27 protein-coding genes are annotated in these 26,114 nt (G+C 31.6%); 19 read left to right on the top strand and 8 right to left on the bottom strand.

What is annotated here, in order from left to right:
• The first annotated feature begins 77 nt into the window (after positions 1 to 77).
• From BMZ09_RS12395 to BMZ09_RS12380, 4 genes are all read left to right on the top strand, one after another.
• Positions 78 to 3,047 carry a M16 family metallopeptidase gene (locus BMZ09_RS12395; RefSeq protein WP_090841063.1) on the top strand — a complete coding sequence of 990 codons (2,970 nt, stop codon included), beginning with the start codon at positions 78 to 80 and terminating at the stop codon, positions 3,045 to 3,047.
• A gap of 164 nt (positions 3,048 to 3,211) precedes the next feature.
• Positions 3,212 to 3,958: a 3-oxoacyl-[acyl-carrier-protein] reductase gene (gene fabG / locus BMZ09_RS12390; RefSeq protein ID WP_090841061.1), complete on the top strand. Its 747-nt coding sequence runs from the start codon at positions 3,212 to 3,214 to the stop codon at positions 3,956 to 3,958.
• A gap of 8 nt (positions 3,959 to 3,966) precedes the next feature.
• Positions 3,967 to 6,000, top strand: a complete 2,034-nt coding sequence (locus BMZ09_RS12385) for a hypothetical protein (RefSeq protein WP_090841059.1) — start codon at positions 3,967 to 3,969, stop codon at positions 5,998 to 6,000.
• 15 nt (positions 6,001 to 6,015) lie between these two features.
• The gene (locus BMZ09_RS12380) at positions 6,016 to 6,831 is read left to right on the top strand and encodes a prohibitin family protein (RefSeq protein ID WP_090841057.1); all 816 of its coding nucleotides are present in this window, start codon (positions 6,016 to 6,018) and stop codon (positions 6,829 to 6,831) included.
• Between the two features lie 74 nt (positions 6,832 to 6,905).
• On the opposite strand, the gene BMZ09_RS12375 is transcribed toward BMZ09_RS12380, so the two are convergent.
• Positions 6,906 to 7,385, bottom strand: a complete 480-nt coding sequence (locus BMZ09_RS12375) for a thioredoxin family protein (protein ID WP_245741143.1) — start codon at positions 7,383 to 7,385, stop codon at positions 6,906 to 6,908.
• A gap of 328 nt (positions 7,386 to 7,713) precedes the next feature.
• On the opposite strand from BMZ09_RS12375, the gene hisG reads away from it, so the two are divergent.
• The 8 genes from hisG to hisIE all read left to right on the top strand — a co-directional run bounded on the left by hisG (position 7,714) and on the right by hisIE (position 16,595).
• Complete coding sequence (hisG, locus tag BMZ09_RS12370; protein ID WP_090841053.1) at positions 7,714 to 8,571, top strand: ATP phosphoribosyltransferase; 858 nt, start codon at positions 7,714 to 7,716, stop codon at positions 8,569 to 8,571.
• On the top strand, positions 8,571 to 9,854 hold the full coding sequence (gene hisD / locus BMZ09_RS12365) for a histidinol dehydrogenase (protein ID WP_090841051.1): 1,284 nt from the start codon (positions 8,571 to 8,573) through the stop codon (positions 9,852 to 9,854). The genes hisG and hisD overlap by 1 nt, the downstream gene beginning before the upstream one ends.
• A 578-nt stretch (positions 9,855 to 10,432) precedes the next feature.
• Positions 10,433 to 11,467, top strand: a complete 1,035-nt coding sequence (gene hisC / locus BMZ09_RS12360; RefSeq protein WP_090841049.1) for a histidinol-phosphate transaminase — start codon at positions 10,433 to 10,435, stop codon at positions 11,465 to 11,467.
• Between the two features lie 47 nt (positions 11,468 to 11,514).
• Entirely contained in the window at positions 11,515 to 12,654 is a 1,140-nt protein-coding gene (gene hisB, locus BMZ09_RS12355; protein WP_090841047.1) for a bifunctional histidinol-phosphatase/imidazoleglycerol-phosphate dehydratase HisB, read from the top strand.
• Between the two features lie 54 nt (positions 12,655 to 12,708).
• Positions 12,709 to 13,290, top strand: a complete 582-nt coding sequence (gene hisH / locus BMZ09_RS12350; RefSeq protein WP_090841045.1) for an imidazole glycerol phosphate synthase subunit HisH — start codon at positions 12,709 to 12,711, stop codon at positions 13,288 to 13,290.
• A 93-nt stretch (positions 13,291 to 13,383) separates the two neighbouring features.
• Positions 13,384 to 14,118 carry a 1-(5-phosphoribosyl)-5-[(5-phosphoribosylamino)methylideneamino]imidazole-4-carboxamide isomerase gene (gene hisA / locus BMZ09_RS12345; protein WP_090841043.1) on the top strand — a complete coding sequence of 245 codons (735 nt, stop codon included), beginning with the start codon at positions 13,384 to 13,386 and terminating at the stop codon, positions 14,116 to 14,118.
• Positions 14,119 to 14,250: 132 nt separating this feature from the next.
• Positions 14,251 to 15,006 carry an imidazole glycerol phosphate synthase subunit HisF gene (hisF, locus tag BMZ09_RS12340; protein WP_090841041.1) on the top strand — a complete coding sequence of 252 codons (756 nt, stop codon included), beginning with the start codon at positions 14,251 to 14,253 and terminating at the stop codon, positions 15,004 to 15,006.
• A gap of 986 nt (positions 15,007 to 15,992) precedes the next feature.
• The gene (gene hisIE / locus BMZ09_RS12335) at positions 15,993 to 16,595 is read left to right on the top strand and encodes a bifunctional phosphoribosyl-AMP cyclohydrolase/phosphoribosyl-ATP diphosphatase HisIE (protein ID WP_090841039.1); all 603 of its coding nucleotides are present in this window, start codon (positions 15,993 to 15,995) and stop codon (positions 16,593 to 16,595) included.
• Between the two features lie 99 nt (positions 16,596 to 16,694).
• On the opposite strand, the gene BMZ09_RS12330 is transcribed toward hisIE, so the two are convergent.
• The 3 genes from BMZ09_RS12330 to BMZ09_RS12320 all read right to left on the bottom strand — a co-directional run bounded on the left by BMZ09_RS12330 (position 16,695) and on the right by BMZ09_RS12320 (position 19,308).
• Positions 16,695 to 17,939, bottom strand: a complete 1,245-nt coding sequence (locus BMZ09_RS12330; protein ID WP_090841037.1) for a S41 family peptidase — start codon at positions 17,937 to 17,939, stop codon at positions 16,695 to 16,697.
• A gap of 92 nt (positions 17,940 to 18,031) precedes the next feature.
• Positions 18,032 to 18,832 (bottom strand): LytTR family DNA-binding domain-containing protein, encoded by an 801-nt coding sequence (locus BMZ09_RS12325; protein ID WP_090841035.1) that lies wholly within the window; start codon positions 18,830 to 18,832, stop codon positions 18,032 to 18,034.
• Positions 18,833 to 18,891: 59 nt separating this feature from the next.
• Positions 18,892 to 19,308 (bottom strand): hypothetical protein, encoded by a 417-nt coding sequence (locus BMZ09_RS12320; RefSeq protein WP_090841032.1) that lies wholly within the window; start codon positions 19,306 to 19,308, stop codon positions 18,892 to 18,894.
• A gap of 92 nt (positions 19,309 to 19,400) precedes the next feature.
• Here BMZ09_RS12320 and BMZ09_RS12315 point away from each other — a divergent pair, with 92 nt between their 5' ends.
• The 6 genes from BMZ09_RS12315 (at position 19,401) to BMZ09_RS12295 (ending at position 23,105) form a co-directional block, all read left to right on the top strand.
• Positions 19,401 to 20,180, top strand: a complete 780-nt coding sequence (locus tag BMZ09_RS12315; RefSeq protein ID WP_090841030.1) for a tRNA pseudouridine synthase A — start codon at positions 19,401 to 19,403, stop codon at positions 20,178 to 20,180.
• Positions 20,181 to 20,368: 188 nt separating this feature from the next.
• Positions 20,369 to 20,872 carry a Dps family protein gene (locus BMZ09_RS12310; RefSeq protein WP_090841028.1) on the top strand — a complete coding sequence of 168 codons (504 nt, stop codon included), beginning with the start codon at positions 20,369 to 20,371 and terminating at the stop codon, positions 20,870 to 20,872.
• Positions 20,873 to 20,926: 54 nt separating this feature from the next.
• A complete protein-coding gene (locus tag BMZ09_RS12305) occupies positions 20,927 to 21,832 on the top strand; it encodes a mechanosensitive ion channel family protein (protein ID WP_090841026.1) in 906 nt (301 codons plus the stop codon).
• A 49-nt stretch (positions 21,833 to 21,881) separates the two neighbouring features.
• Positions 21,882 to 22,043, top strand: coding sequence for a DUF1328 domain-containing protein (locus tag BMZ09_RS12300; RefSeq protein WP_090841024.1), 162 nt, complete (start codon positions 21,882 to 21,884; stop codon positions 22,041 to 22,043).
• A gap of 119 nt (positions 22,044 to 22,162) precedes the next feature.
• Positions 22,163 to 22,306: a hypothetical protein gene (locus BMZ09_RS16190; protein WP_177183535.1), complete on the top strand. Its 144-nt coding sequence runs from the start codon at positions 22,163 to 22,165 to the stop codon at positions 22,304 to 22,306.
• Positions 22,307 to 22,433: 127 nt separating this feature from the next.
• A complete protein-coding gene (locus tag BMZ09_RS12295; protein WP_090841022.1) occupies positions 22,434 to 23,105 on the top strand; it encodes a DUF2461 domain-containing protein in 672 nt (223 codons plus the stop codon).
• Here BMZ09_RS12295 and BMZ09_RS12290 read toward each other — a convergent pair.
• Positions 23,102 to 23,548: a hypothetical protein gene (locus BMZ09_RS12290; protein ID WP_090841019.1), complete on the bottom strand. Its 447-nt coding sequence runs from the start codon at positions 23,546 to 23,548 to the stop codon at positions 23,102 to 23,104. The two genes, BMZ09_RS12295 and BMZ09_RS12290, sit on opposite strands and share 4 nt — an antisense overlap.
• Before the next feature lie 8 nt (positions 23,549 to 23,556).
• The gene (locus BMZ09_RS12285; RefSeq protein WP_090841017.1) at positions 23,557 to 23,973 is read right to left on the bottom strand and encodes a glyoxalase; all 417 of its coding nucleotides are present in this window, start codon (positions 23,971 to 23,973) and stop codon (positions 23,557 to 23,559) included.
• 118 nt (positions 23,974 to 24,091) lie between these two features.
• On the opposite strand from BMZ09_RS12285, the gene BMZ09_RS12280 reads away from it, so the two are divergent.
• Positions 24,092 to 24,481: an acyl-CoA thioesterase gene (locus BMZ09_RS12280; RefSeq protein WP_090841015.1), complete on the top strand. Its 390-nt coding sequence runs from the start codon at positions 24,092 to 24,094 to the stop codon at positions 24,479 to 24,481.
• Here BMZ09_RS12280 and BMZ09_RS12275 read toward each other — a convergent pair whose 3' ends face one another.
• Positions 24,482 to 25,705: a TlpA disulfide reductase family protein gene (locus BMZ09_RS12275; RefSeq protein WP_090841012.1), complete on the bottom strand. Its 1,224-nt coding sequence runs from the start codon at positions 25,703 to 25,705 to the stop codon at positions 24,482 to 24,484. It lies immediately after the preceding gene.
• 46 nt (positions 25,706 to 25,751) lie between these two features.
• Positions 25,752 to 26,027 (bottom strand): DUF3817 domain-containing protein, encoded by a 276-nt coding sequence (locus BMZ09_RS12270; RefSeq protein WP_090841010.1) that lies wholly within the window; start codon positions 26,025 to 26,027, stop codon positions 25,752 to 25,754.
• Positions 26,028 to 26,114 lie beyond the last annotated feature (87 nt).

Raw genomic sequence — 26,114 nt, 5'->3', positions numbered from 1 at the left:
AATAAATAAACGTTTAAAGTTCGTTGGCTTAATTTAGCTAACGAACTTTTTTTTATTAATATAACCAACCAAAAAACATGAAACACTTAAAATTAGTCTTGGCTTTAGCTATGATTACTTTTGTTGCCAGTTGCAAAAAAAGTAATTCGGATCAATTAGCTGTTAAGACAGAAACACAAAAAGATGCCAATGGTTTTAGTTACGAGAGTGTAACTAACGATCCAACGGGTCTACGCTTATATACTTTAGACAATGGTCTACAAGTGTATTTAAGTAAAAACACAGAAGAACCTAAAATCCAAACTTATATTGCTGTAAGAGCTGGGTCAAACTATGATCCTAAAGAGTCTACAGGATTAGCGCACTACTTAGAGCACATGGTTTTTAAAGGAACTGATAAAGTAGGTACTGTAGATTGGGAAACTGAAAAAAAGTACTTAGATACTATTTCTAATTTGTACGAAAAGCATAGAGCTACCAGAGATGGTGGAGAGAAATTAGAAATTTATAAAGAAATTGATAGAGTATCTTTAGAGGCTTCAAACTATTCAGTAGCTAATGAGTATGATAAAATGTCAAGTTCTTTAGGAGCTACTGGTACAAATGCTTATACGTGGTTTGAGCAAACAGTATATACAAATAAGATTCCTGCTAACGAGTTGGATAAGTTTTTAGCTTTAGAAAGTGAGCGTTTTAGCCAAGTAGTTTTGCGTTTGTTTCATACAGAATTAGAAGCAGTTTTTGAAGAATTTAATAGAGGTCAGGATAGTGATGGACGTAAGCGTTATGCTGCAATGTTAGAAGGTTTATTCCCAAAGCATCCTTATGGGCAACAGACTACTATTGGTACTGCAGAGCATTTAAAAAATCCATCAATGGTGGATATTCACAATTATTTTGATAAATATTATGTACCAAACAATATGGCTGTAGTATTAGTTGGAGATTTTGATTTTGAAGCAACTATTAAAAAGGTAAATACAACGTTCGGTAAATTTGAAAGAAAAGAAGTAGCTCATCCAGTATTACCTACAGAAGAACCATTAACTACAATTGTAGAAAATGAAGTCTTTGGACCAACAGCAGAAAGTCTTTCTATTGCATTTAGAACAAGTGGCGTAAATACAGAACAAGAAAAATTTGTAACATTAGCAGATATGATTTTGGCTAATGGTAGTGCTGGTTTATTAGATTTAAACTTAAATCAAAAACAATTAGTGCAATACGCAGGATGTTCGACTACATTTTTAAATGACTATGGTTATCATTCTTTTAGTGGTTCGCCAAAAGAAGGTCAGTCTTTAGAAGACTTAAAAGGTTTAATCTTAGAGCAAATTGAAAAGCTTAAAAAAGGTGAGTTTGAAGACTGGATGATTGATGCAGTGGTTAACGACTTAAAAAAATCTCAATTAAGTCAATACGAAAACAGTACAGCTGTTGCTGATGCATACGTAAATGCTTTTATTCATGACGAAAAATGGGAAGATAAAGTTAAATTTATAGATGACTTAAAGAAAATCACAAAACAAGAATTAGTAGATTTTGCTAATTCATTTTATAAGGACAATTACGTTGTTACGTACAAACGTAAAGGAGCGGATGATAAAATTGTTAAAGTATCAAACCCAGGAATAACACCAGTTAACTTAAACAGGGGTGCGAATTCTAAGTATATCGAAGAATTTAATAAAATGGAATCTGAGGCTTTAAAACCTGTGTATGTAGATTATGCTTCAGCCATTAAAGAAACTAAAACGGAAAGCGGAATCAAAGTGTCATACATAGAAAATGAAACGAATGATTTGTTTGATATGAACATCATTTTTGACATGGGTAGTGATAATGATAAAAAATTAGATTTAGCTGTTGGTTATTTGGAATACTTAGGAACTGAAAAATATTCAAACGAAGATTTGAAAAAAGAGTTTTATAAGTTAGGTGTCGATTATTATGTAAACACTGGTAACGAGAAAACTTATATTGGTTTAAGTGGTTTAAAAGAAAATTTACCTAAAGGATTAGAATTGTTAGAAGAGTTACTTGATAATGCAGTGCCTAATCAAGAAGCGTATAACAAATATGTGCAATCTATCGCTAAAGGAAGACAAAATAACAAAACCAATAAAGGAAGTATTTTAAGACGTGGATTGTTAAATTATGCTAAATATGGAGAAAATTCTAGTTTACGTAATATTATCTCAGTTAGTGATCTAGAAAAAGTTAATCCACAAGAATTGGTAGATTTAACTAAGGATTTAAAAAACTACAAGCAACGTATGTTTTACTATGGTAAAGACGTAGACAATGCAGTTTCTGCTTTAAATACATCTCATAAAGTAAGTACAGATTTAAAAGACTATCCAGAAGCAATGACTTTTGAAGAAAAGGAAACAGGTGGAAATGTGTTTTTCGTAGATTTTGATATGGTACAGTCAGAAATGATGTTTTTAGCTAAAGGAGAGCCTTTTAAAGCAGAAAACATGGCGGCATCAACATTATTTAATACGTATTTTGGTGGTGGATTATCATCTATCGTTTTTCAAGAAATAAGAGAATCTAAGTCATTAGCGTATTCTGCTTGGTCTAATTACAGTACTGCAAGAGAGAAAGATGAGTCTAACTATGTTATGGCTTATATTGGGACACAAGCAAACAAAATGCCTCAGGCTGTAGATGCTATGATGGAGTTAATGAATGATATGCCAGAATCTGAAGCGCAATTTAATGCAGCTAAAGAGTCTACATTAAAGAAGATAGCGGCACAACGTATTAATAAGTCAAGTATCTTTTGGAGTTATGAGAGACTTCAAAAATTAGGAATGTCTGAAGATAACAGAGAGGCTATGTACAATGCTATTAAGGATATGACTTTAGCAGATTTACGCGAGTTTTTCAATAGTAACATAAAAGGCGAAGATTACAACGTTATGGTAATCGGAAATAAGAAAGATGTAGATTTAACAGCATTAAATAAATTAGGTAAAGTTCAAGAGATGGATATTGACCATATATTTAATTACGAAAAATCTGAAGATGTTAAAATGTAGTATGACATAAGTAGTCTAACTGCATCTTAAAGACCTATTAAAACCTCATAATTAGTATAAATTATGAGGTTTTTTTATACATAACAATTTGTAATTACTATATTTGAAATAGAAAACTAACAACAGGTTTTCGTTATAACGAAAACAAATTAAATATAATTTTAATGAAACTTTTAGAAGGAAAAACAGCAATCATAACAGGTGCTTCAAGAGGTATTGGTAAAGGTATTGCTCAAGTATTTGCTCAGCATGGTGCAAATGTTGCATTTACATACAGTTCGTCTGTAGAAGCTGCTAACGAGTTAGAAAAAGAATTAATAGCTTTAGGTGTTAAAGCAAAAGGATATAAAAGTAACGCAGCTAGTTTTGAGGAAGCTCAACAATTAGGTGAAGACGTACTTGCAGAGTTTGGAAGTATTGACGTATTAATTAATAATGCAGGAATTACTAAGGACAATTTATTAATGAGAATGGGTGAGGACGATTTTGATAAAGTCATTGAAGTTAACCTTAAGTCTGTTTTTAATATGACTAAAGCAGTGCAACGCACAATGCTTAAGCAACGTAAAGGGTCTATTATTAACATGAGTTCTGTAGTAGGAGTTAAAGGTAATGCAGGACAAACTAACTATGCAGCTTCAAAAGCTGGTATTATTGGTTTTTCTAAATCAGTAGCATTAGAGTTAGGATCAAGAAATATTAGAAGTAATGTGATTGCTCCTGGTTTTATTGAAACAGAAATGACAGCAAAACTAGACGAAGAGACAGTAAAAGGATGGCGTAATGCAATTCCATTAAAACGTGGTGGTACTCCAGAAGATATCGCAAATGTTTGTGTGTTTTTAGCATCAGACATGTCTGCTTATGTAACAGGTCAGACGTTAAATGTTGATGGAGGAATGTTAACATAATCTAATTAATGTCAACAGAAACACTATTATATATCATATTAGCAGGAGTAGTCGCACTATTATTAGCGTTATTCCAGTATAATTATAAAGCAAAAGGCGCAGCTAAATCTAATGTGCTTTTTGCTTTTTTGCGTTTTATTACCTTGTTTTCAGTATTGTTATTGCTAATCAATCCAAAATTTGATCAAGTTAAGTATTATACGGAAAAACCCAACTTAGTTGTTGCAGTTGATAATTCTTCATCTTTAAAGCATTTAAAACAAGATGATAATGCAAAAATTGCTTTAAATACAATTACTAATAATTCAGCATTAAAAGACAAATTTAATATTGAAGTGCTTTCTTTCGGAAATACATTAAATAGTAGTGATAGCTTATCATTTTCAGAAAGTCAAACAAATTTAGATAAGGTTTTTAGACAACTAACTCAAGTTTATAAAAATACAATTTCGCCTACCATACTAGTCACTGATGGTAATCAAACCATTGGTAGTGATTATCAGTTTTCTGCTAAAAAATATAACCAACCCATCTATCCAATTATATTGGGAGATACAATAGTATATTCAGATTTACAGATAAGTAAGCTAAATGTCAACAAGTATGCTTATTTAAAAAATAAATTTCCATTAGAAGCTATAGTTGTGTACAGCGGTAAGCAAGCTATTACTACTAAGTTTATAGTAACAAAAGGTAATACTACTGTGTTTTCTAAAGTTGTACGATTAGATCAGACTAATAATAGTCAAATTTTAAACGTTACGTTGCCAGCAAATAGTGTTGGTGTACAGAGTTATAAAGCGCAAATAATTCCGTTAGAAACAGAGAAAAATAAGGTTAATAATTACAAGAATTTTGCAGTAGAAGTTATTGATCAAAAATCGAAAATTGCTATTGTTAGCAGTGTTTTACATCCTGATTTAGGGGCTTTAAAAAAGAGTATTGAAAGTAACGAACAACGTGTCGTTGAATTTGTTTCTCCAAAAGAGATAGTGAAGCAATTAAATGATTTTCAATTAGTTATATTGTATCAGCCAAACAATCTATTTAAGGAATTAATTTCGGCATTAGAAAAACAGAATAAAAACAAATGGATTATTTCAGGTCCTAAAACGGATTGGTTGTTTTTAAATAATGCTATATCAGATTATAGTTTTGAGGTCACGTCTCAGACCGAAGATTATCAACCAAATTTAAATACTAATTACACACCTTTTATTGTTGATGATTTAAACTTTGAAAGCTTTCCGCCTTTAAACGCTACGTTTGGAGATGCAGAATTTAATCAGCCTTTTGAGACCATTTTATTTAAAACAGTATCTGGTATAAAAACCGAACAACCATTATTAGCAACTTTAGAGATTAGCGGAAGAAGGGAAGCTGTTTTATTTGGAGAGGATTTATGGAAATGGCGTGCACGGAGTTATTTAAATGCTTCTAGTTTTATAGAATTTGACAATTTTATTGGCAAATTAGTACAATACTTAGCTTCTAGTAAACGTAAAAACCGATTAGAAGTCGATTATAATTCGTTTTATAACGGAAGTGATGATATGATTATTAGCGCTCAGTTTTTTAATAAAAATTACGAGTTTGAAGCTAATGCCTCATTAGTCATCACATTAAAAAATAAAAAAACAGGTGAGACTATAACAAGACCTTTAGTTTTAAAAGGGAATAATTATCAAGTCAATTTAAATGGATTAGCTTCTGAGGACTATGACTTTACGGTTAAAGCGTCACCTGATAATATTTCGGTTGGTGGTAGATTTAAAATAATAGAATACAACGTCGAGCAACAATTTTTAAATGCAGATGTAACAAAACTACAGCAACTAGCTACTAATAGTCATGGAGAAGCTTATTTTGTTAATAGTTACACGGCATTAGCAGATAATTTATTAAACGATAAACGTTATCAAGCCATTCAAAAAAGCAGTAAAAGTGTTGTACCTTTGATTGATTGGTATTATTTACTGTTTATTATAACACTAAGTTTAGCGTTAGAATGGTTTATAAGAAAATATCAAGGATTAATTTAAATTATAGAATAAGTTATGGAGAAATTACCAAAAATCGCATTCCCAATCATTATAGCACTGGTTGTCGGTATTATATTAATATCAAAATCAGCTGTAACCATAGGATCTGGAGAAGGTGGGGTTTTGTATAAGCAATTTTCTGGTGGTGTAGATACAGAAAATACATATGGAGAGGGGTTTCATATAGTTGCACCTTGGAATAGTATGATTAAGTACGAGGTAAGAGATCAGTCAGTTCAAGAACAGTTACCGGCTTTGTTATCTGTTGATGGGTTACCGATTGAAGTGGATTTAACGATTCAATTTAAACCAATGTATAATAAGTTAGGTAACCTGCATCAAACGGTAGGTGTTGATTATTATAGTCGTAAAGTTAAACCGGCAATAAACTCTGTAGCTAGACGTATAATTGGTCAGTACACGGCAGAAGAGTTGTACTCTTCAAAAAAGAATTCTATTCAAAATGAAATCCAAACAATAACTCAAAAGGATTTAGCTGATGTGTATATTGATTTAATTCAGGTTTTAGTCGAAAAAATTGAGTTGCCAAGTAAAATTACAGCTGCAATTGAAGATAAGAAGACAAAGGAACAGGATTTAGAAAAATACAAGTATTTACTTCAAACTGCTCAAAAAGAGGCAGAAAAAGTAATTATTGAAGCACAAGGAAAAGCAGATGCCAATCGTATTTTAAGTGCATCATTAACGGATAAGATTTTACAAGATAAAGGTATTGAAGCAACGGTAAAGTTGTCAGAGTCGCCTAATAGTAAAGTGATTGTTATTGGATCAGGGGATAGTGGAATGCCTATTATTTTAGGTAATCAGTAAAACTGAAAAAAAACATTTATAAAAAAAAGCAACACTAAATTTAGTGTTGCTTTTTTTATGTTTGTAATATAATGTTAAGGACGATCGACAAATTGATTGTAAATAACTTTAAGATCGGTATCAGTTAAACTAGAGCTCGATTTTAGCTTAGCTGTAAACTGTTTAACCTCGTCAGGTGTTGCGGGACACCCAATGTTATTCCCTTTGTTGTCTAAGGAGTCGGTTATTAAGTTACCATCTGCATCAAAAATCAACCAAAAAGGAATACCAGAATTTTCACCTTTATATTTAACTAGTAGTTCTTGAGCACCAGGGTTTTCTAAGTTTTTATTCTTTTTAGATTCTTGAACCGTTAAATGTTTAATTATATATTCGCCTTCAAAAAGTGCTTTAGTCTTATCAGACATCATATTATTGTCCATTTTTTTGCACCAGCCACACCAAGAAGCGTGAAATAATACAAAAATATGTTTTCCTTCCTTTTTAGCTGTAACCTGCGCTTCTTTAATGATTGTTTCCGCAGATTCTTGACTTTTAGCTATTTGACTAGTCATTAGAAGAAGGCAAACGAGCAGTATTAGTTTTGATTTCATGTGTTTAGGTTATATTTTGAATAAAAATAGAATTTTATCGCAGATTAATTTGGTTTTTAAAATAAAATTTAACAATATTTGTAAAGAAGAAAAATAAGACATGAACTTTATTCAATTGCATCATCATCATTTCCATACTAGCACTCAAGCCAGTTAGAAATGTATTGAATAAAATCAAAATATATTTTAAAACCGTTTGAGTAAATCAAGCGGTTTTTTGTATTTATATACTTTCCGAAAGATTTACTCAAATTTTCAAAAGAATCTAAAAAATTAAAAAGAAAAGAAAATGAGTAAATTAAAAATTGCAGTTCAAAAATCAGGAAGATTAAACGAGGATTCTATGCGAATTCTAAAAGAGGTTGGTATTTCCATAGATAATGGTAAAGACCAATTAAAAGCGTCTGCAAAAAACTTTCCACTAGAAATTTTTTATCTACGTAATGGAGATATTCCACAATACCTTAAAGACGGTGTGGTAGATGTTGCTATTATTGGAGAAAACGTATTAATAGAAAAAGGGAATGGGATTACAATTTCTGAAAAACTTGGATTTTCTACTTGTAAAGTTTCTGTGGCAGTACCAAAAGGAGTAAAGTACAATTCAGTAAAAGATTTAGAAGGAAAACGCATCGCAACGTCTTACCCAAATACTGTTAATCAGTTTTTAGAGAAAAACGGAGTAACAGCCAACTTACACATTATTAATGGTTCTGTAGAAATTGCTCCAAATATTGGATTAGCAGATGCTATTGTAGATATTGTCTCTAGCGGAAGTACTTTATTCAAAAACGGTTTAAAAGAAGCAGAGGTTATTTTAAAGTCAGAAGCTGTACTAGCGGTTTCTCCTCAGATTTCTGATGACAATCAGGCTATTCTTAACAAGCTACAATTCAGATTACAATCTGTTTTAAAAGCCAGACAATCACGTTACGTATTATTAAATGCACCAAATAACAAGGTGGAGGATATTATAAATATTTTACCAGGAATGAAAAGTCCAACGGTTTTACCATTGGCGCAAGAGGGTTGGAGCTCAATCCACTCTGTAATTAATAAAAACGATTTCTGGGAAATTATTGACGAACTAAAACTAAACGGAGCAGAAGGTATCCTAGTTTGTCCAATCGATAACATGGTATTATAATGAAAACTATAAACAACCCAGAAAAAGCAACGTGGTCAGACATTTTGCAACGTCCAACACAAACTGTTAATGATATAGAAGCTACGGTAACTCAAATTTTTGAAGACGTACAACGTAACGGTGATCAAGCAGTTGCTAAGTACACGCAATTATTTGATGGTGCAGAATTAAAAACAAATATCGTTACAGTTGAAGAAATTGAAACAGCAAGTGCCAAAGTTTCAAAGCCATTAAAAGAAGCCATTCAGCAGGCAAAAAGCAATATTGAAGCGTTTCATACCGCGCAAAAAACCGAAAAAGTTAGTGTGCAAACAACAGAAGGTGTTAACTGTTGGCAAGAAAAAAGAGCGATTCAGAAAGTCGGGATTTACATACCTGCTGGTACAGCGCCTTTGTTTTCTACGGTTTTAATGCTTGCAGTACCTGCGCAAATTGCAGGCTGTAAAGAGATTGTATTATGTTCGCCACCAAATAAAGAAGGTAAAATTGCTAACGAAATTTTATATGCAGCACAACTTTGCGGAGTGACTAAAATTATAAAAGTTGGCGGAATCCAAGCTATTGCTGGTTTAACGTTTGGTACAGCAAGTATTCCTCAGGTTTATAAAATATTTGGACCAGGAAATCAATTTGTAACTGTTGCTAAGCAATTATCAACTAAGTATGGTGTTGCTATTGACATGCCTGCAGGTCCCAGTGAGTTATTAGTCGTGGCAGATGATACTGCAAATGCTAGTTATGTGGCTTCGGATTTATTAAGTCAAGCAGAACATGGTGCAGATAGCCAAGTCATTTTGGTGTCAACCTCTCAAAAGCTAATTGACGCTGTCGCGGAAGAGATTCAGCTTCAGCTAAAAGCACTTCCAAGACAAGACATTGCACAACAAGCTATAGATAATTCTAAATCTATTTTAGTTGAAACTGATGCCATAGCATTAGATTTAATTAATCAATACGGACCAGAACACTTTATTGTTTGTACAGATAATAACGATTTTTATGTGGACGGTATCGAGAATGCAGGATCAGTATTTATTGGTAATTACACACCAGAAAGTGCTGGAGATTATGCATCTGGAACCAATCACACCTTACCAACTAATGGATTTAGTAAAGCCTATTCGGGCGTGAATTTAGATAGTTTTACTAAAGCGATTACCTTTCAGAATATTACAAAACAAGGGTTGCTAAATATTGGAAACACTATTGAGTTAATGGCTGAAGCCGAAGGATTACAAGCACATAAAAACGCTGTAACTATTCGTTTAAATGATTTAAAATAATGCAACGTCATACTGAACTCGTTTCAGTATCACAAAAGTATAAATAATGGGACACTGAAATAAATTCAGTGTGACGTGATGTTTGAAACATGAGTTAAGAAACGAGAATTATGAATTGTGAATCATGTATCGTGAATTATTAATGATTATTTAAAGTTCGAAACACCATCGCAACGTCATACTGAACTCGTTTCAGTATCACACAAGAATAAAAATAATGGGACACTGAAATAAATTCAGTGTGACGTGATGTTTGAAAAAAGAGTTAAGAAACGAGAAACAGGAAACAAGAATCGTAAATCATGAATCGTGAATCATGAATTAAAGTTTAAACACCATCGCAACGTCATGCTGAACTCGTTTCAGTATCACACAAGTTTTTAAATAATGAGACACTGAAATAAACTCAGTGTGACGTGATGTTTTAAACAAGAGTTAAGAAACAAGAGCTAAGAAACGAGAATCATGAATCATGAATTAAAGTTTAAACACAATCGCAACGTCATGCTGAACTGGTTTCAGTATCACACAAGAATAATACAACAGAATACTGCCAATACATTTAGTAATAAGAGAAAATGAACCAAAAAATAAACATAAACAATCTGGTTAGAGCTAACATAAAAGCGCTAAAACCGTATTCTTCTGCAAGAGATGAATTTAAAGGGACTGCAGATGTTTTTCTAGATGCAAACGAGAATCCATTTGGAGATTTAAACAGATATCCTGATACACAGCAAAAAGAGATTAAGGATAAATTATCTGCTATCAAAAAGGTCGCAACAGACCAAATTTTTATTGGAAATGGTAGTGACGAAGTTATTGATTTAGCGTTTCGTATTTTTTGCGAGCCAGGAAAAGATAAGGTCTTAACCTTTACGCCAACTTACGGAATGTATAATGTGTCTGCAAACATCAATAATATTGAAGTTATAGAACAACCGTTAATTAATGATTTTCAAATTAATTTAAATCAATTACAACCGTATTTAGATTTTGAAGATGTTAAAATCATATTTATATGTTCGCCTAATAATCCAACAGGAAACAGTTTGAATCCAGATGATATTGAATATATTTTGGAGAATTTTAATGGTATCGTGATTGTGGACGAAGCTTATATTGATTTTAGCGCACAAGCGTCATTTATTAAAAACATTGATAAATACGATAATTTAATTGTTAGTCAAACTTTTAGTAAAGCGTGGGGTTTGGCAGGTGTTAGAGTAGGAGTTGCTTATGCTAGTCAGGCTATAATTACACTTTATAACCGTGTAAAACCACCTTATAATGTTAGCACTTTAAACCAAGAAGCGGTTTTGAAAAGTTTGAATAATTTGGAAGAAGTGACTCAAAACATTGAGACTATTCTTGAAGAAAGAACGAAGTTAAAAGAGGCTTTAAGCAAATTAGCGATAGTAAAAAAAATATATCCTACAGATGCTAATTTTTTGTTAGTAGAAGTGGAAGATGCTAATAAAACGTATCAATATTTAATTGAGCAGAAGGTCATTATTAGAAATAGAAATACACAAGTTAAAAATTGCATTCGAATAACTGTTGGGACACCGGAAGAAAACAATACATTAATCGAAACATTAAAATTAGTATAACGTGTCATTCTGAACTGGTTTCAGAATCTCACTACAAAAAATAGCACATGAAAAAAGTATTATTCATAGACAGAGACGGAACATTGGTATTAGAGCCACCTGTAGATTATCAATTGGATAGTTTAGAGAAGTTAGAGTATTACCCAAAAGTGTTTCAATATATGGCTAAAATAGCTTCAGAATTGGATTATGAACTGGTAATGGTTACTAATCAGGATGGTTTAGGAACAGATTCATTCCCTGAAGATACCTTTTGGCCTGCACAAAATAAAGTGATGACTGCTTTTGAAAAGGAAGGCGTTGTTTTTAGTGATGTTTTTATTGATAAAACATTTCCGCATGAAAATGCAGAGACACGTAAGCCTAGAACAGGCTTATTGACCAAGTATTTTGATCAAGAAAAGTATGATTTAGCAAATAGTTTTGTTTTAGGAGACCGTATTACGGACATGGAATTGGCTAAGAATTTAGGCGCTAAAGGTATCTTTTTGTCTGAAGATCCAGAATTGGGAGCTGATGAAATTGAAACGTCTAAACAAGCTATTTTAGATTGTATAGCATTGACTAGTACGGATTGGGAAGCGATCTATGAGTTTTTAAAATTAGAAGATCGTGTTCAAGAAATTACTAGAAACACTAATGAGACTAAAATTTATATCAAATTAAATTTAGATGGTTCTGGAAAAAATGATATTGATACTGGTTTATCCTTTTTTGACCACATGTTAGACCAAATTGGTCGTCATGGCGCAATGGATTTAACTATTAAAGTAGAAGGCGATTTAGAAGTAGACGAGCACCACACGATAGAAGACACGATGATTGCTTTAGGGGAGTTGTTTAATAAAGCTTTAGGAAATAAATTAGGTATCGAGCGTTATGGTTTTTGTTTACCAATGGATGACTGTTTAGCGCAAGTAGCAGTTGATTTTGGTGGTAGAAACTGGTTGGAATGGGAGGCTGATTTTAAACGAGAGAAAATTGGTGATATGCCAACTGAAATGTTTTTCCATTTATTTAAATCGTTTACAGATGGTGCAAAATGTAACTTAAATATAAAAGCAGAAGGTACTAATGAGCATCATAAAATAGAAGGGATCTTTAAAGCATTTGCTAAAGCTATGAAAATGGCAGTAAAACGTGATTCCAACAAAATGTTTTTACCATCAACAAAAGGGATGTTGTAAATCAGCTATTAGCTGTTAGCCATTTGCTGATAGCGAAAAACGAAAAGCCAAAATATGAAACTAGTAATTATAGACTACGGAGCAGGTAATATAAAAAGTATACAATTTGCGTTTAAACGCTTAGGGTATGATGCTGTATTATCTAATAATCCAGAAGAAATCAAAGCAGCGGATAAAGTGATTTTTCCTGGTGTTGGAGAGGCAAGTTCTGCAATGAAAATGCTTAAAGCAAGTGGTTTAGACACTTTAATTCCAACATTAAAACAACCTGTTTTAGGAATTTGCTTAGGCATGCAATTAATGTGTAAATCTTCTGAAGAAGGAAATACAGAAGGTTTAGGTATTTTTGATGTGGCTGTTAAGCGTTTTGACAACTCAGTTAAAGTACCGCAAATGGGATGGAATACTATTGCAAATCTAAAGTCTGATTTGTTTAAGGATGTCAAAAATGAAGCGTTTATGTATTCTGTACATAGTTTTTATGCCGAAAACTGTAAAGAAAGTATCGCAACTACTACTTATAGTATAGACTTTGCTTCAGCTTTGCAACACAATAATTTTTATGGTGTGCAATTTCATCCTGAAAAGAGTAGTACTGAAGGAGAGCAAATATTAAAGAATTTTATTGAATTGTAAACCACAATGGTGTCACCTTGAACGCAGTAACAAGGATTCAATTTAAACTAATAGTAAACAAAAAATAAATTCCCACTTTTTGGGGCAAAAGATATGAGAATAATACCAGCAATAGACATTATAGAAGGGAAGTGTGTACGATTAACCAAAGGAGATTACAGTACAACTAAAATCTATAGTGAAAACCCATTAGAAATCGCTAAGCAATTTGAAGATGCAGGAATTGAGTACTTGCATATGGTTGACTTAGAAGGTGCAAAAGCTGCACACGTAGTTAATTATAAAGTCTTAGAGCAAGTCGCATCTAAAACCAATCTTAAAATCGATTTCGGGGGTGGTTTAAAGTCTGATAACGATATTATAACAGCTTTTAACTCTGGAGCAAAACAAATTACAGGAGGAAGTATAGCTGTTAAAAACAGAGATGCTTTTGAAGGTTGGATACGTAAGTATGGTTCTCAAAAAATAATTCTTGGTGCAGATTGCAATAATGAGAAAATAGCAATTAGTGGTTGGCTAGAGGAGAGTAGCTTGGAAGTTATTCCGTTTATAAAAGATTACCAAAAACAAGGCATACAATATGTGGTTTGCACGGATATTTCTAAAGATGGCATGTTGGAAGGACCTTCTATAGAATTGTATAAAAATATTATTGAACAATGCAGTAATGACAGTTCTGGTCAGTCAGTTAAATTAATTGCTTCAGGAGGAGTAACAACTATAGCAGACTTAGAAAAGCTAGCAGAGATTGGATGTGAAGGTGTAATTATAGGAAAAGCATTGTATGAAAACAGAATTACTTTAAAAGAATTAGAACGCTTTTTATAAAAGTAATTAGAGTGCTATTGTGGCATTGAAAATTACAAATTTGACGTCACACTGACCGCAGTCGAAGTGTTTCTAAAATAAAATATAGTAGTATAATAATTAATAATAATCCTTGATTTCGAGGACATAAATATGCTTACAAAACGAATCATACCATGCTTAGACATCAAAGACGGAAGAACCGTTAAAGGTGTCAATTTTGTAAACCTACGTGATGCAGGAGATCCTGTGGAATTAGCGAAGCAATACGCATTAAAAGGTGCAGACGAATTAGTGTTTTTGGATATTTCAGCGACACTAGAAGGCCGAAAAACCATGATTGATATGGTTTTAAAAGTAGCAGAACATGTTAATATTCCGTTTACGGTTGGAGGTGGTATTTCTTCAATCGCAGATGTTGATGTGTTATTAAAATCTGGTGCTGATAAAGTATCTATCAATTCTTCAGCAGTAAAAAGACCAGAATTAGTTAACGAATTGGCCAATAAGTTTGGTAGTCAATGTGTTGTGGTTGCTATTGATGCTAAACAAATTGATGGCGAATGGATTGTACATTTGGCTGGCGGAAGTATTCCAACAGAATTAAATTTATTTGATTGGGCAAAAGAAGTTGAAAGTAGAGGTGCAGGAGAGATTTTGTTTACATCTATGAATAACGATGGAACAAAAGCTGGTTTTGCAAATGAAGCATTAGCAAAGTTATCGGAAACATTAAATATTCCGATAATAGCTTCAGGAGGTGCTGGAACAGTGCAACATTTTGTAGACACTTTTAAAGATGGTAAATCTGACGCAGCTTTGGCTGCAAGTGTATTTCATTTTGGAGAAATAGCAATACAAGATTTAAAAGAAGCATTACGAGAAAATTATATAGAAGTTAGATTGTAACACGTCATATTAAATCACTCGAACTGACGACACACTAATAAAAGCAACGTCATACTGAACATGTTTCAGTATCACATAAAGTAAAGCATAAAAGAGTAGTTTACGCTAAATTAAACAGAGCAAACAAAACATAACGTCACTTCGAGTGATTTGTGAAGCATGAGCCAATTGTATCGAGAAGCACAACAAAATAAGTTCTCGATACAAAATTGCAGAAAAAGCAATTTCACTCGAACTGACTATATAGAGATAATCGCAACGTCATACTGAACTTGTTTCAGTATCACATAAAGTAAAGCATAAAAGTGTAGTTTGCGCTAAATTAAACAGAGTAAACAAAACATTACGTCACTTCGAGTGATTTGTAAAGCATGAGCAAATTGTATCGAGAAGCACAATAAAATAAGTTCTCGATACAAAATTGCAGAACAAGCAATTTCACTAGAACTGACGACATAGAAATAATCACAACGTCATACTGAAAATGTTTCAGTATCACATAAAGTAAAGCATAAAAGAGTAGTTTACGCTAAATTAAACAGAGCAAACAAAACATAACGTCACTTCGAGTGATTTGTGAAGCATGAGCAAATTGTATCGAGAAGCACAACAAAATAAGTTCTCGATACAAAATTGCAAAAAAAAGCAATTTCACTCGAACTGACGACGCAGAAATAATCGCAACGTCATACTGAACTTGTTTCAGTATCACATAAAGTAAAGCATAAAAGTGTAGTTTGCGCTAAATTAAACAGAGTAAACAAAACATTACGTCACTTCGAGTGATTTGTAAAGCATGAGCAAATTGTATCTAGAAGCACAATAAAATAAGTTCTCGATACAAAATTGAAGAAAAAGCAATTTCACTCGAACTGACGACGCAGAAATAATCGCAACGTCATACTGAACTTGTTTCAGTATCGCATAATTAAGAAAATATTGCTAAAAAAAACACAATGTATTTAGCAATACCAATACATAACAAGATGACTATAGATTTCAACAAAAACAATGACGGTTTAGTACCAGCAGTAATTCAAGATGCAACAACAAAAAACGTATTGATGTTGGGTTACATGAATGAAGAAGCTTTCAATAAAACTAAAGAGACTAAATTGGTTACTTTTTTTAGTCGCACGAAAAATCGTTTGTGGACTAAAGGAGAAGAAAGTGGTAACGTATTAAACTTAGTTGATGTAAAGCTAGATTGTGACAACGACACCTTATTAATACAAGTCAATCCCAAAGGACCAACGTGTCACAAAGGATCTGATACGTGTTGGAACGACACTAATTCTGAAAATTTCGGTTTTATTTCTAAATTAGAAAACACTATTGAAAGTAGAGTAGCAGCGGGTAACACAGAGAAATCTTATGTGGCGTCGTTATTTGCTTCAGGAATTAATAAAGTAGCACAAAAAGTTGGTGAAGAAGCGGTAGAAGTTGTTATTGAAGCAATGGATAACAAAGACGATTTATTTTTAAGTGAAAGTGCAGATTTACTGTTTCATTATTTAATGTTATTGCAAGCAAAAGGGTTTAAGCTTAATGATGTTGTGGATGTTTTAAAAGGAAGAGAGAAGAAATAAACATATAAAACTGTCGCTAATCTTTTAGCGACAGTTTATCTAATGATAAAATAGAAAGTTTAATTGTGCATTAGAACCACGTAAAACCGTTATATATAATTAATTAGATGTATTTTTTATTATTGCTAACGTTTGCTCTAACCAGTCTTTACTAAAGTCTAAAGCAATTTCTGGAGTGACACCTTTTCCTTCATAAGCTAAATACTCGTTAAAATCCATATCTGTTGGAGTAATATTAAAATTTCCAGAAGGTGTATTGTAATTGTAACCATAATTCATTCCGTAAGCAATAATACCGCGAGTTGTCTGTCCTAAATGTTTTACGTTTTTAAGTGCTTTTAGTTTTAAAGTAAATTGCTCACCATTACTTCCTGTAAAGCAATTGGTTAAAATATAAACGTTTTTCTTCTTTAATAATTTTAAAAAGGGATCAGATAGTTTACTGTTTCCACCAGCATTACTTCTTAAATCCACAATTACATTTGTAGCACTTAGCTCTTTTTTTACTTTAGCATAAAAGTCTTTAAATGCTTTTCGATTAGATTTACTAAATGAACTAAAGTTACCAAAATACAAGTATTGAGTATCTGGTGTTAATTGTCTAAACTCCCAATTAGATTGGTCTTTTATAGGTAATTCTTCGTTATTAGTATTAGTTGTTTTTTTATATATCCAAAGTCTTCCATTTTCAAAAGAAATGCTTTTAACAAAACCAGGAGTTCTAGTGCTTGGGTTGTAGTAAAACAGATTATATTTTAGTTCTGCGGTATGGGAAGCATAAACTATTATTTGTCCTGCTTCCCATTGTTTTAGATTGCTTTTTAAAACAACACCTACTAAGGTATCACTATCTTTTTGTTGGTAAATTCCTATTTTAAGATCGTCACCATAATTATAAATACCTTCTAATTCTTGTTCGTTTTTTTTAGATAATTCAGCCTCCAAATCGTTTAGGTTATATTCTGATTTTGGGTGATTTTTAAAAGCATTACTAGCTTTAAAGTCATTTAGTTTTAAAGTGTCGTTTAAAATCTCCTTATTAATTGGTGTTTTAATATAGCTTAATGAGGCATGCACATCATTAACTAAAACCATTTGTTGTAATAACATTTTATAGCAATCCTCTATTAAAATGGGCTGCTTCATTTGGTTAGATAAGTTGGTGTAAGTAATTTCAAATTCGGTTGCTTTCGGACCTTTAATTTGTGTTTTAAAAGAAGGCATTGCTTTTATCTTTTCAACAATAAAATCTAAATCGGTTTTACAGTCGCAAGTTTCGGTTTGAGAAAAAGCAGGCTGAATAGAAGCTAAAAAAAGAACAAAAAGTAATGTGAAATTTTTCATTGTAACGGGTTTTAATTGATTAAACTTTCTTTAACAAAGATAGTTCTCAAATAAAATAAAAGTCAGTATTAGTAGGTCTTTGGGGTGAAATGCTATCCTGCAGTGGTGAAATTTAAAGTGCTTTTAATGGCCTCTAAATAAGTTTTGGATATTGGCACTTCTATGTTGTGCGATAGTACTAAAAAGTGTTTTCCTTTTTCGGTTTTCCAAGATTGAAAATGATAAGGATTTATTATATATGACCGATGTGTTCGTTGTAATTCTGAAAAAGTAGTTTCTATTTTAGATAATTTATTTCTAATCAAATTTTTTTTAAGAATAGACCCAGAAATATAAAAAACCTCAATATAATTGTCTGAAGATTGCACCGCAATTAAATCGTTTAAATGAAGCTTTAAACTTTCATAATTACCTTCTCCTTTAATCTCAATTTTTGTGTCCTCAAGTTTTTTTTCAAAGTATTTTCCAAAAGCAAAACGACCAATTACTATAATTGGCAAAATAATGGCTAATGCAGGTAGTAAAAGTGACATAAGCATATAGCCTAATGTATGTGGGTTTGCTTGACCAGCAACCACAACATATAAATAGTAAGATCTAGCTAAAATAAGAGAAACAACAGATAAACTTAACAAAAACAGTATTTCGTGTTTTACTAACCAATTATTTTGAGACTTTTTATAAATGTAATTTTGTAGTGGTAAAAATAGTAAGTAGGATACTGTAGCGATTAGACTATAAAAAGGTAAATATTTTAGTTTTTCGGATGTGTTAAGCTCACTTATGTCTAAAGGCTCAGTTACAAATAAAAATAAAAAAATCCATAAAGCAAGACCAAATCCAATAATGACGTGGTGTTTCAAAGAAGGATCAAATGGATATTTAAATTTCAAATTATAATAATTTAAAAAAGCATCAATTATTTAATTAATGCTTTTATGTTTTAATAAGTTTAAGACAACCATCCTTTTTTTGTTGCATAATCTGCTAGCCAAGCTAAAGCCATACCTACTATAATAATTAAAGGTGTCATTGTATTTGCCATTTTTAGGACAAAAGCTAAGTAGTACATTTGTGCAATAGCTGCTACTAAAGATATAATTAACACATAAAAAGCCCACTTTTTTTTAATTACTAAACCTAGGCTACCAATGGTACCAGCAAAAACAGCGACTGCAAATGCACCAATATACCATGAAGGTAGGTTGGCATACATTTGTTGATCCGCTTCCGGTAATTGTGCTAACATCTCGTCTGTCATTAAAGATTGTCCTAAATAAGCAAAAACGCCTAAAGCATTCCAAACTAAGGCAATAATGCTAATTACTAAAAACCACATTGGCGGTTTTTGGATAGTTACATTTGTCATGAAATTTTATTTTAGTTAGTTAAAGAGTTTCAATGTATAAAAATTTTGCGAGACGGTAACTAAAGCAGTATTTTCGGCATTCATAATTTATCATGCAAAAAAAGTATTTCTACGTCATTACAATTCAATATTTAGGCTATAGGTTTCATGGTTGGCAAAAGCAACCTAACTTAAAAACCTTGCATTTAATGATTGACAGAACTTTAAATTTCATCTTAGAAAAAAAGAAATTTAAAACATTGACTTCTGGTCGTACGGATGCGATGGTAAGTGCGGAGAGTGCTGCTTTCGAGTTGTTTTTAGAAGAGCCTATTGACGATTTTGATGCATTTATGGCTTTGTTTAATACTAATTTACCTCAAGACCTTAGAGCATTAACTATTAGAGAGGTTGATAATAAATTTAATATTATACAACATTCAAAAGTTAAAGAATATCTATATGTTTTTGCTTTTGGAGATAAATTTCATCCGTTTTGTGCGCCAATTTTAACAACTATTCTAGATCCTTTAGATGTTGAGTTGATGAAAAAAGGAGCTAAATTGTTTGAAGGCGAGCATTATTTAAAAAAGTATTGCTATAAACCTACAGACAACGGAATTTACAATCGTACTATTTTAAAATGCGAAATAGTAGAAAATACGATTTATACTGCCAGTTTTTTTCCTGAGAAAAGTTACATCTTGCGTGTAAAAGGAAAAGGTTTTATGCGTAATCAAATCAGATTAATGATGGGTGCCTTAATCCATTTAGGACAAGGAAAACGTACTTTAGAGGATATTGAAGCAAGTCTAAAACCAGATTTTACAGGAGAGGTTTATTACGTTGCGCCAGCTTCAGGATTGATTTTAAAGGCTATTGAATTCGAATAGACTTTGTTCGTTTTTCTTTATTTTTGACTCTTTTTTATCGTTTTAACAGCATTTTAATAAGAAAAGACCGTTTTTTAAGGTGTTTATTGAAATTCTATAACATTCTTAAAAAATCATATAACATGACAGCTTGATTAGTGTTGCATCTTTGTATCGAAGATATTTATTAACACTAAAAAACAGAAGACATGAATTATTTGAATATGCAAGACGAAAAAGTACTACCTGTAGTTGTAGAGTTAAATACACTATTATCAGATTATAATTTATACTATCAAAAACTAAGAACATTTCATTGGAATATTTTAGGAAAAAACTTTTTTGATTTACACGAAAAGTTTGAAAATATGTATAATGAAGCTAAGCTAAAAGTTGACGAAATAGCAGAGCGCATCTTAACATTAAGACATCATCCAGTAAGTAAATTTAGCGACTATTTAAAAATCTCATCATTATCTGAAGGGTCAGTTATGACTACTGATGGTGAAATGGTAGACGAGTTGTTAAATGACCATAAAACTATGTTATCTCAAATGAGACAGGTTTTAAACAAAGCTGAAGATGCAGGAGATGAAGGTACTATAGATTTAATTGGTGCTTATATCAGAGAGTTAGAAAAATCTAGTTGGATGCTTAATGCTTGGTCTAAAAGTACTTCAGACCATTTATTAAAAGTAGCTGGCAAAAGTTAATCCCATTTTTAGTAAACAACTAAAAAAATCAGATTAATTTAAAACACATCCATTATGAAATCACAATTATCAGAAGCCTATAATTTGCTTGTTACAAAATTAGAAGCTTGGTTTAACGCCATTGTATCAAATATACCCAACTTAATTTTAGCAATTGTTGTATTAATTGCAGCATATTTTATAGCAAAATATGTTAAAAAGTATGTCACAAAATTTGTGGCAAAAAAAGTACAACAAAACTCAATTACAAACATGATAGGAACGTTATCCTCCGTAGTTGTTGTTCTAGCAGGACTATTTCTTGCTTTAGGTATTCTAAATTTAAGTAAAACATTAACCTCTTTATTAGCAGGTGCCGGTGTTGCAGGTTTAGCTATTGGGTTAGCTTTACAAGGCACGTTATCAAATACGTTTGCTGGTATTGTATTGTCATTTAGAAAGAAAATACAAATTGGACATTGGGTAGAAACTAACGGGTATTCTGGAGAGGTAATTGACATAAATTTGAAAGACTTTACTATTAAGGAAGCCGATAACAATATGGTGATTATCCCTAATAAAATGATTTTAGATAATCCTATGAAAAATTACACATTAACCACTAAGATGAGAGTCTTTTTAGAGTGTGGAGTAGGATATGAGTCAGATTTAGATCATGTACAACAATTAACTAAGGAAACCATATGTAATACGTTTGATCAGATAGAAAAACCTGAGGATGTGGAGTTTTATTATACTGAGTATGGCGGAAGCTCGATTAATTATCTATGTAGATTTTGGATTGATGCAGACAATGCCTTAGAGAAAATGAGATCAAAAAGTAAAGCAATCATTGAGATTAAGAAAGCTTACGATAAAGAAAATATAAATATACCATTCCCAATCAGGACGCTTCAATTTGATAATAAATTATCTGTTGATTCTTCAAAGGGAGTAGAGAAGCAATTCTCAAATAATTAAAAGTAAAGTACTTTTAGTTTATCATATTAATCATTAAAAACCAAAAATTATGTTACGTTGGACAATCACATTTATTATAATCGCATTAATCGCTGGAGTCTTAGGATTTGGCGGAATAGCAGGAGCTTCTGCTGGAATTGCTAAAATTTTATTCTTTGTATTTATAGTACTGTTTGTACTATCTCTATTAAAAAAAGGAGTAAAATCATAAATTAAGAATGCACGACTTACCAATTTTACAATTCATTTTATTAAGCAAAAATAAGTGATTGGTAAGTAGTGTAATACTTAAAATTAAAACGAATCAACAAAAATTAAAACTTAAAAACCATGAAAAAAGTAGCAAAAACATGTATTGTATTATTCTCACTATCTCTGTTGTTAACAGGATGTAGAGAAGAAAAGTCTACAGGAGAAAAAGTTGAAGATGCTGTAGAGAATGTTGCAGATGATGTAGAAGATGCAGTAGATTAACTGAAGAAAAAAATAGCTATAATAAGAAAATTTAATTTTATATATTTTAAGGATATAGAAGATTAATAGCAGCAAAAGTCCTAATTAAATTTAGGACTTTTGTATTTTTATAGCATAACAATAATATATGAACATTACAGTCGCTTTAAATTTTCTAAAAAAGTTAGAAAAGAATAATAATCGTGAATGGTTTGCTGATAATAAACCAGAATATGAAAAAGCTTTAAAAGAGGTTAAGGGCTTATTTAATGAAGTATACAGTGGTATGCAAGTGCATGACGAATTTGAAAAAATGAAGGTGTTTAGAATATACAGAGATGTTAGATTTTCTAAAAACAAACAACCTTATAAAACAAATTTTGGAGCAGCTTTCCATAGGGTTAAGCCTAGACTTAGAGGAGGTTATTATTTACAAATACAACCAGGTAATAGTTTTATAGCTACAGGGTTTTGGAGTCCTGAAAAAGAAGATTTATTAAGGATTAGGAAAGAGTTTGAAATGGACGACCAAGAGGTTAGAGATATTATAAGTAATCCAAAATTACAATCTGTTTGGGGAGAATTGCAAGGCGAAGAACTTAAAACAGCGCCTCGCGACTTTGACAAAACACATCCTGCAATAGACCTAATTAAAAAGAAACAATTTATTTTTAGCAAACAGTTTACGGATGCAGAGGTTATTGCAGAAGGATTTGCTCAAAAAGTAAGTGATGATTTTAAAACCATCCGACCGTTTTTTGATTATATGAGTGATGTATTAACTACAGATTTAAATGGAGTGTCTTTAATTAAAGACTAAACCACATCTGTAATTGTATAATTTGTGCCATTAAACTCAAAGGTATCTCCTATAGTTTTTTGTTTTAACAACAATCCAATTGGTGATTGTAAGGATATCGCGTAATAGTCTGTGTTTTCTAAAACTATTTTACCCACACTAATGGATATAAAAAAGTGTAAACTATCTGTTTTTACCAAGCTTCCTAAGGCAGCAGTGGTGGTTAATAGATTTGCTTTTACTTGTTTTAAATAGTCTTGGGTTTTACGGGCTTCGTAAAGAAAGTCCATGTTTTTCTCAAGATCATTTAAAAGTTTACCATTTCCTGAGTCATCGCCTTCAGAACTTCCTTTGTCATTACTTTCAATTGATTCTTTTATAAGATCAATTTCATTGGTGTAATCTGTTATGCGTTGCGCAACATGTTGATTACAAACTTGCAAAAGTTGTTGTTTTATTGTCATTTTTTAGCCTATACAGCCTTTAGTATTTTAGGGTTTTCAAATAATTGAATATTGCTTTGTAAACGCTGTTTGACAATGGTCATCATACGTTTGTTTAAAGCGGACGAATGTAGCATATAATTTTCATATTCTGACACACTAAATTGACCAATTATTAGTCCTTTTAAATTATTTCTAAACTTGATATCCTTCTGTATCGCATTTTCTATATAATGCAGTCGTTTTTCAACAGTTAGCTCATAGAATACGTTTTTATGTTTTGCTATATAATGTCTAAAAACGGTAATAAATAAATCATTCTGAAATTTAATTATAGGGCGTAGCGTTATATTTTGAAAGCGTTCTTCAGGGCTCATCTCGTCACTGATTTTTATACTTGATATAACAGGTCTAATAGCCAATAATTGTTCTTCTCTAGTAGTCATAATTATTAAGTTTTATTAAAAATATTGATAAATAACGCCAATAGTAGTATAGTAAAATATACTTTTTAACGGTGTTATTAACAATCAAGATTATTTATCTTTGAAGTAAAGAAAAACTATGAGATTTCACACAAGAAAATGGGTTAAACCCGAAGATTTAAATCCAAACGGAACTCTATTTGGAGGACAGCTATTAGCATGGATTGATGAAGAAGCTGCATTATATACTATTATTCAGTTAGAAAACAATAGAGTAGTTACAAAATACATGAGCGAAATTAACTTTATGGCCAAAGCTGTAGAAGGCGATATTGTTGAAATAGGTATGGAAGTTCAAAAATTTGGACGTAGTTCTATTACTTTAAATTGCGAAGTTAGAAACATGCGCACTAGAGAAACGATCATTACCGTAGAAAATATTATTATGGTAAACTTAGACGAAAACGGGCTACCTAAAGCACATGGTAAGACTAAAACAGAATTTATTAAAGACAGGTTAGCAGAATAATTATTCTGCTAACAACTGCTTAATACGTGCTTCTAACTTGCGACCAGATATTTTGTCGCTAGCTATATTTCCTTTTTTGTCAATTAAGATTTTATAAGGGATACTTTCCACACCATACCTAAAAGCTATGGTTTTATTTTTGTCTAAAACGTGGTATTGCCATGTTAAATTATCAGTGTTTATGGCATTCATCCATTCCTGAATTCCTTTGTCCATACTAACGCTCATTATTTCTAAGCCGTCTTCATTATATTTATTATAAAGTTGTACTAAGTCAGGATTAGTCGCACGACATGGTCCACACCAGCTAGCCCAGAAATCTAATAAAACTACTTTTCCGCGAGGGATAGAGTTTAAAGACATGGTTTCGCCATATTGATTCTTACCTTTTACGCTGTATGCTTTTGGTCTGTACTCTTCACTTGGTGCTGTTTTGGCAACTACCGTTGTGGTTGTTTTTGCAGGTGTAGGTTTGCTAATAACGGTTTCTTTTTCAATTAAAACAGCATCAATAGCCTTTACAAATGCTAAGTTTTTTAGTTCAGGCGTTAGGTTATTATAAAACCCGCGCATTTTGGTCTTGTCATAAGTTTCAATATTATCTCTAATTAATAATGCTGAAAAATATGTTTGTGGATTAGCGGTAATATGCTCCGCTGTATATTGCCCACTTTCCGTAAATAACTTAGAACGGTCTTTTTTTAATTTTGAAATATTTGCTGAAGAAAAATCACCTTTTAAATTGTAATATAAATCCACGCCTTTATTTCTAAAACCATACATTTTTTTTGCGTAAGTAGCATATTCCTTTTGAATTGGAGTGGAAGAGTAGCTTGAAGAATTTTCTATAGTTTCATTTAAAAACACATCTATAACAGATGCGTCTACTAGTAGTTTAAAGCGTTTATTGCTTAAGTTACTAGATAAACTATAATAATCAGGGTTTGCAATAGTACCCTTAAACTTAAACTGTTTATTACTAACAGTAACAGAGTCAATTATAACGGGTACTTTGTTATCAAGCTTATGTAAATACACGGTTTTTAAATCGTCACTAAAACTGTGTCCATTAATCAAAAATTCTTGATCTGTTAAGGTTGCAATTTCTTTAACACTACCATCATTTGTATTTGATAATCCATCTCCTTTTTTATTATCAGACGTATTACAAGCAACCAATAAAAGGGTTGCTAAAAGCAGTGAGGACTTATAAAAAATGTTCATATTGAATGTATTAATAATCCAATATTAACATATTTAAGCGTAACTGTTAAGACTTTAAATACTTTTTATCCACATAGAAGGTTCCAAACGGTAAAATAGACGCCAATAATACAATTCCAAATACTTTTAAAGACCACTTTTGATCTGGTTTAATTAAAAATGCTAAGATGATATAGCCAACAAACAGTAAGCCATGAGGATATCCTAAAAGTTTGACAAAAAAATCATCACCTCCTGGGAGTCTTTTATAGACAGAAGCGCCCATTAATAATAGGTAAGAAACCCCTTCTAACAAAGCAACAATTCGGAAAGTTTTCAGCATAATAAATAACTTTTTTACAAAGATAAATATTGTTTTTTTAATTATGATTTATAATTGATTAATCATTAATTTCGTTTAAAATTTATT

This window comes from Olleya namhaensis (assembly GCF_900114005.1).
GTDB classification, from domain to species: Bacteria; Bacteroidota; Bacteroidia; order Flavobacteriales; family Flavobacteriaceae; genus Olleya; species Olleya namhaensis.
This window is presented reverse-complemented; position numbering and strand designations above follow the sequence as displayed.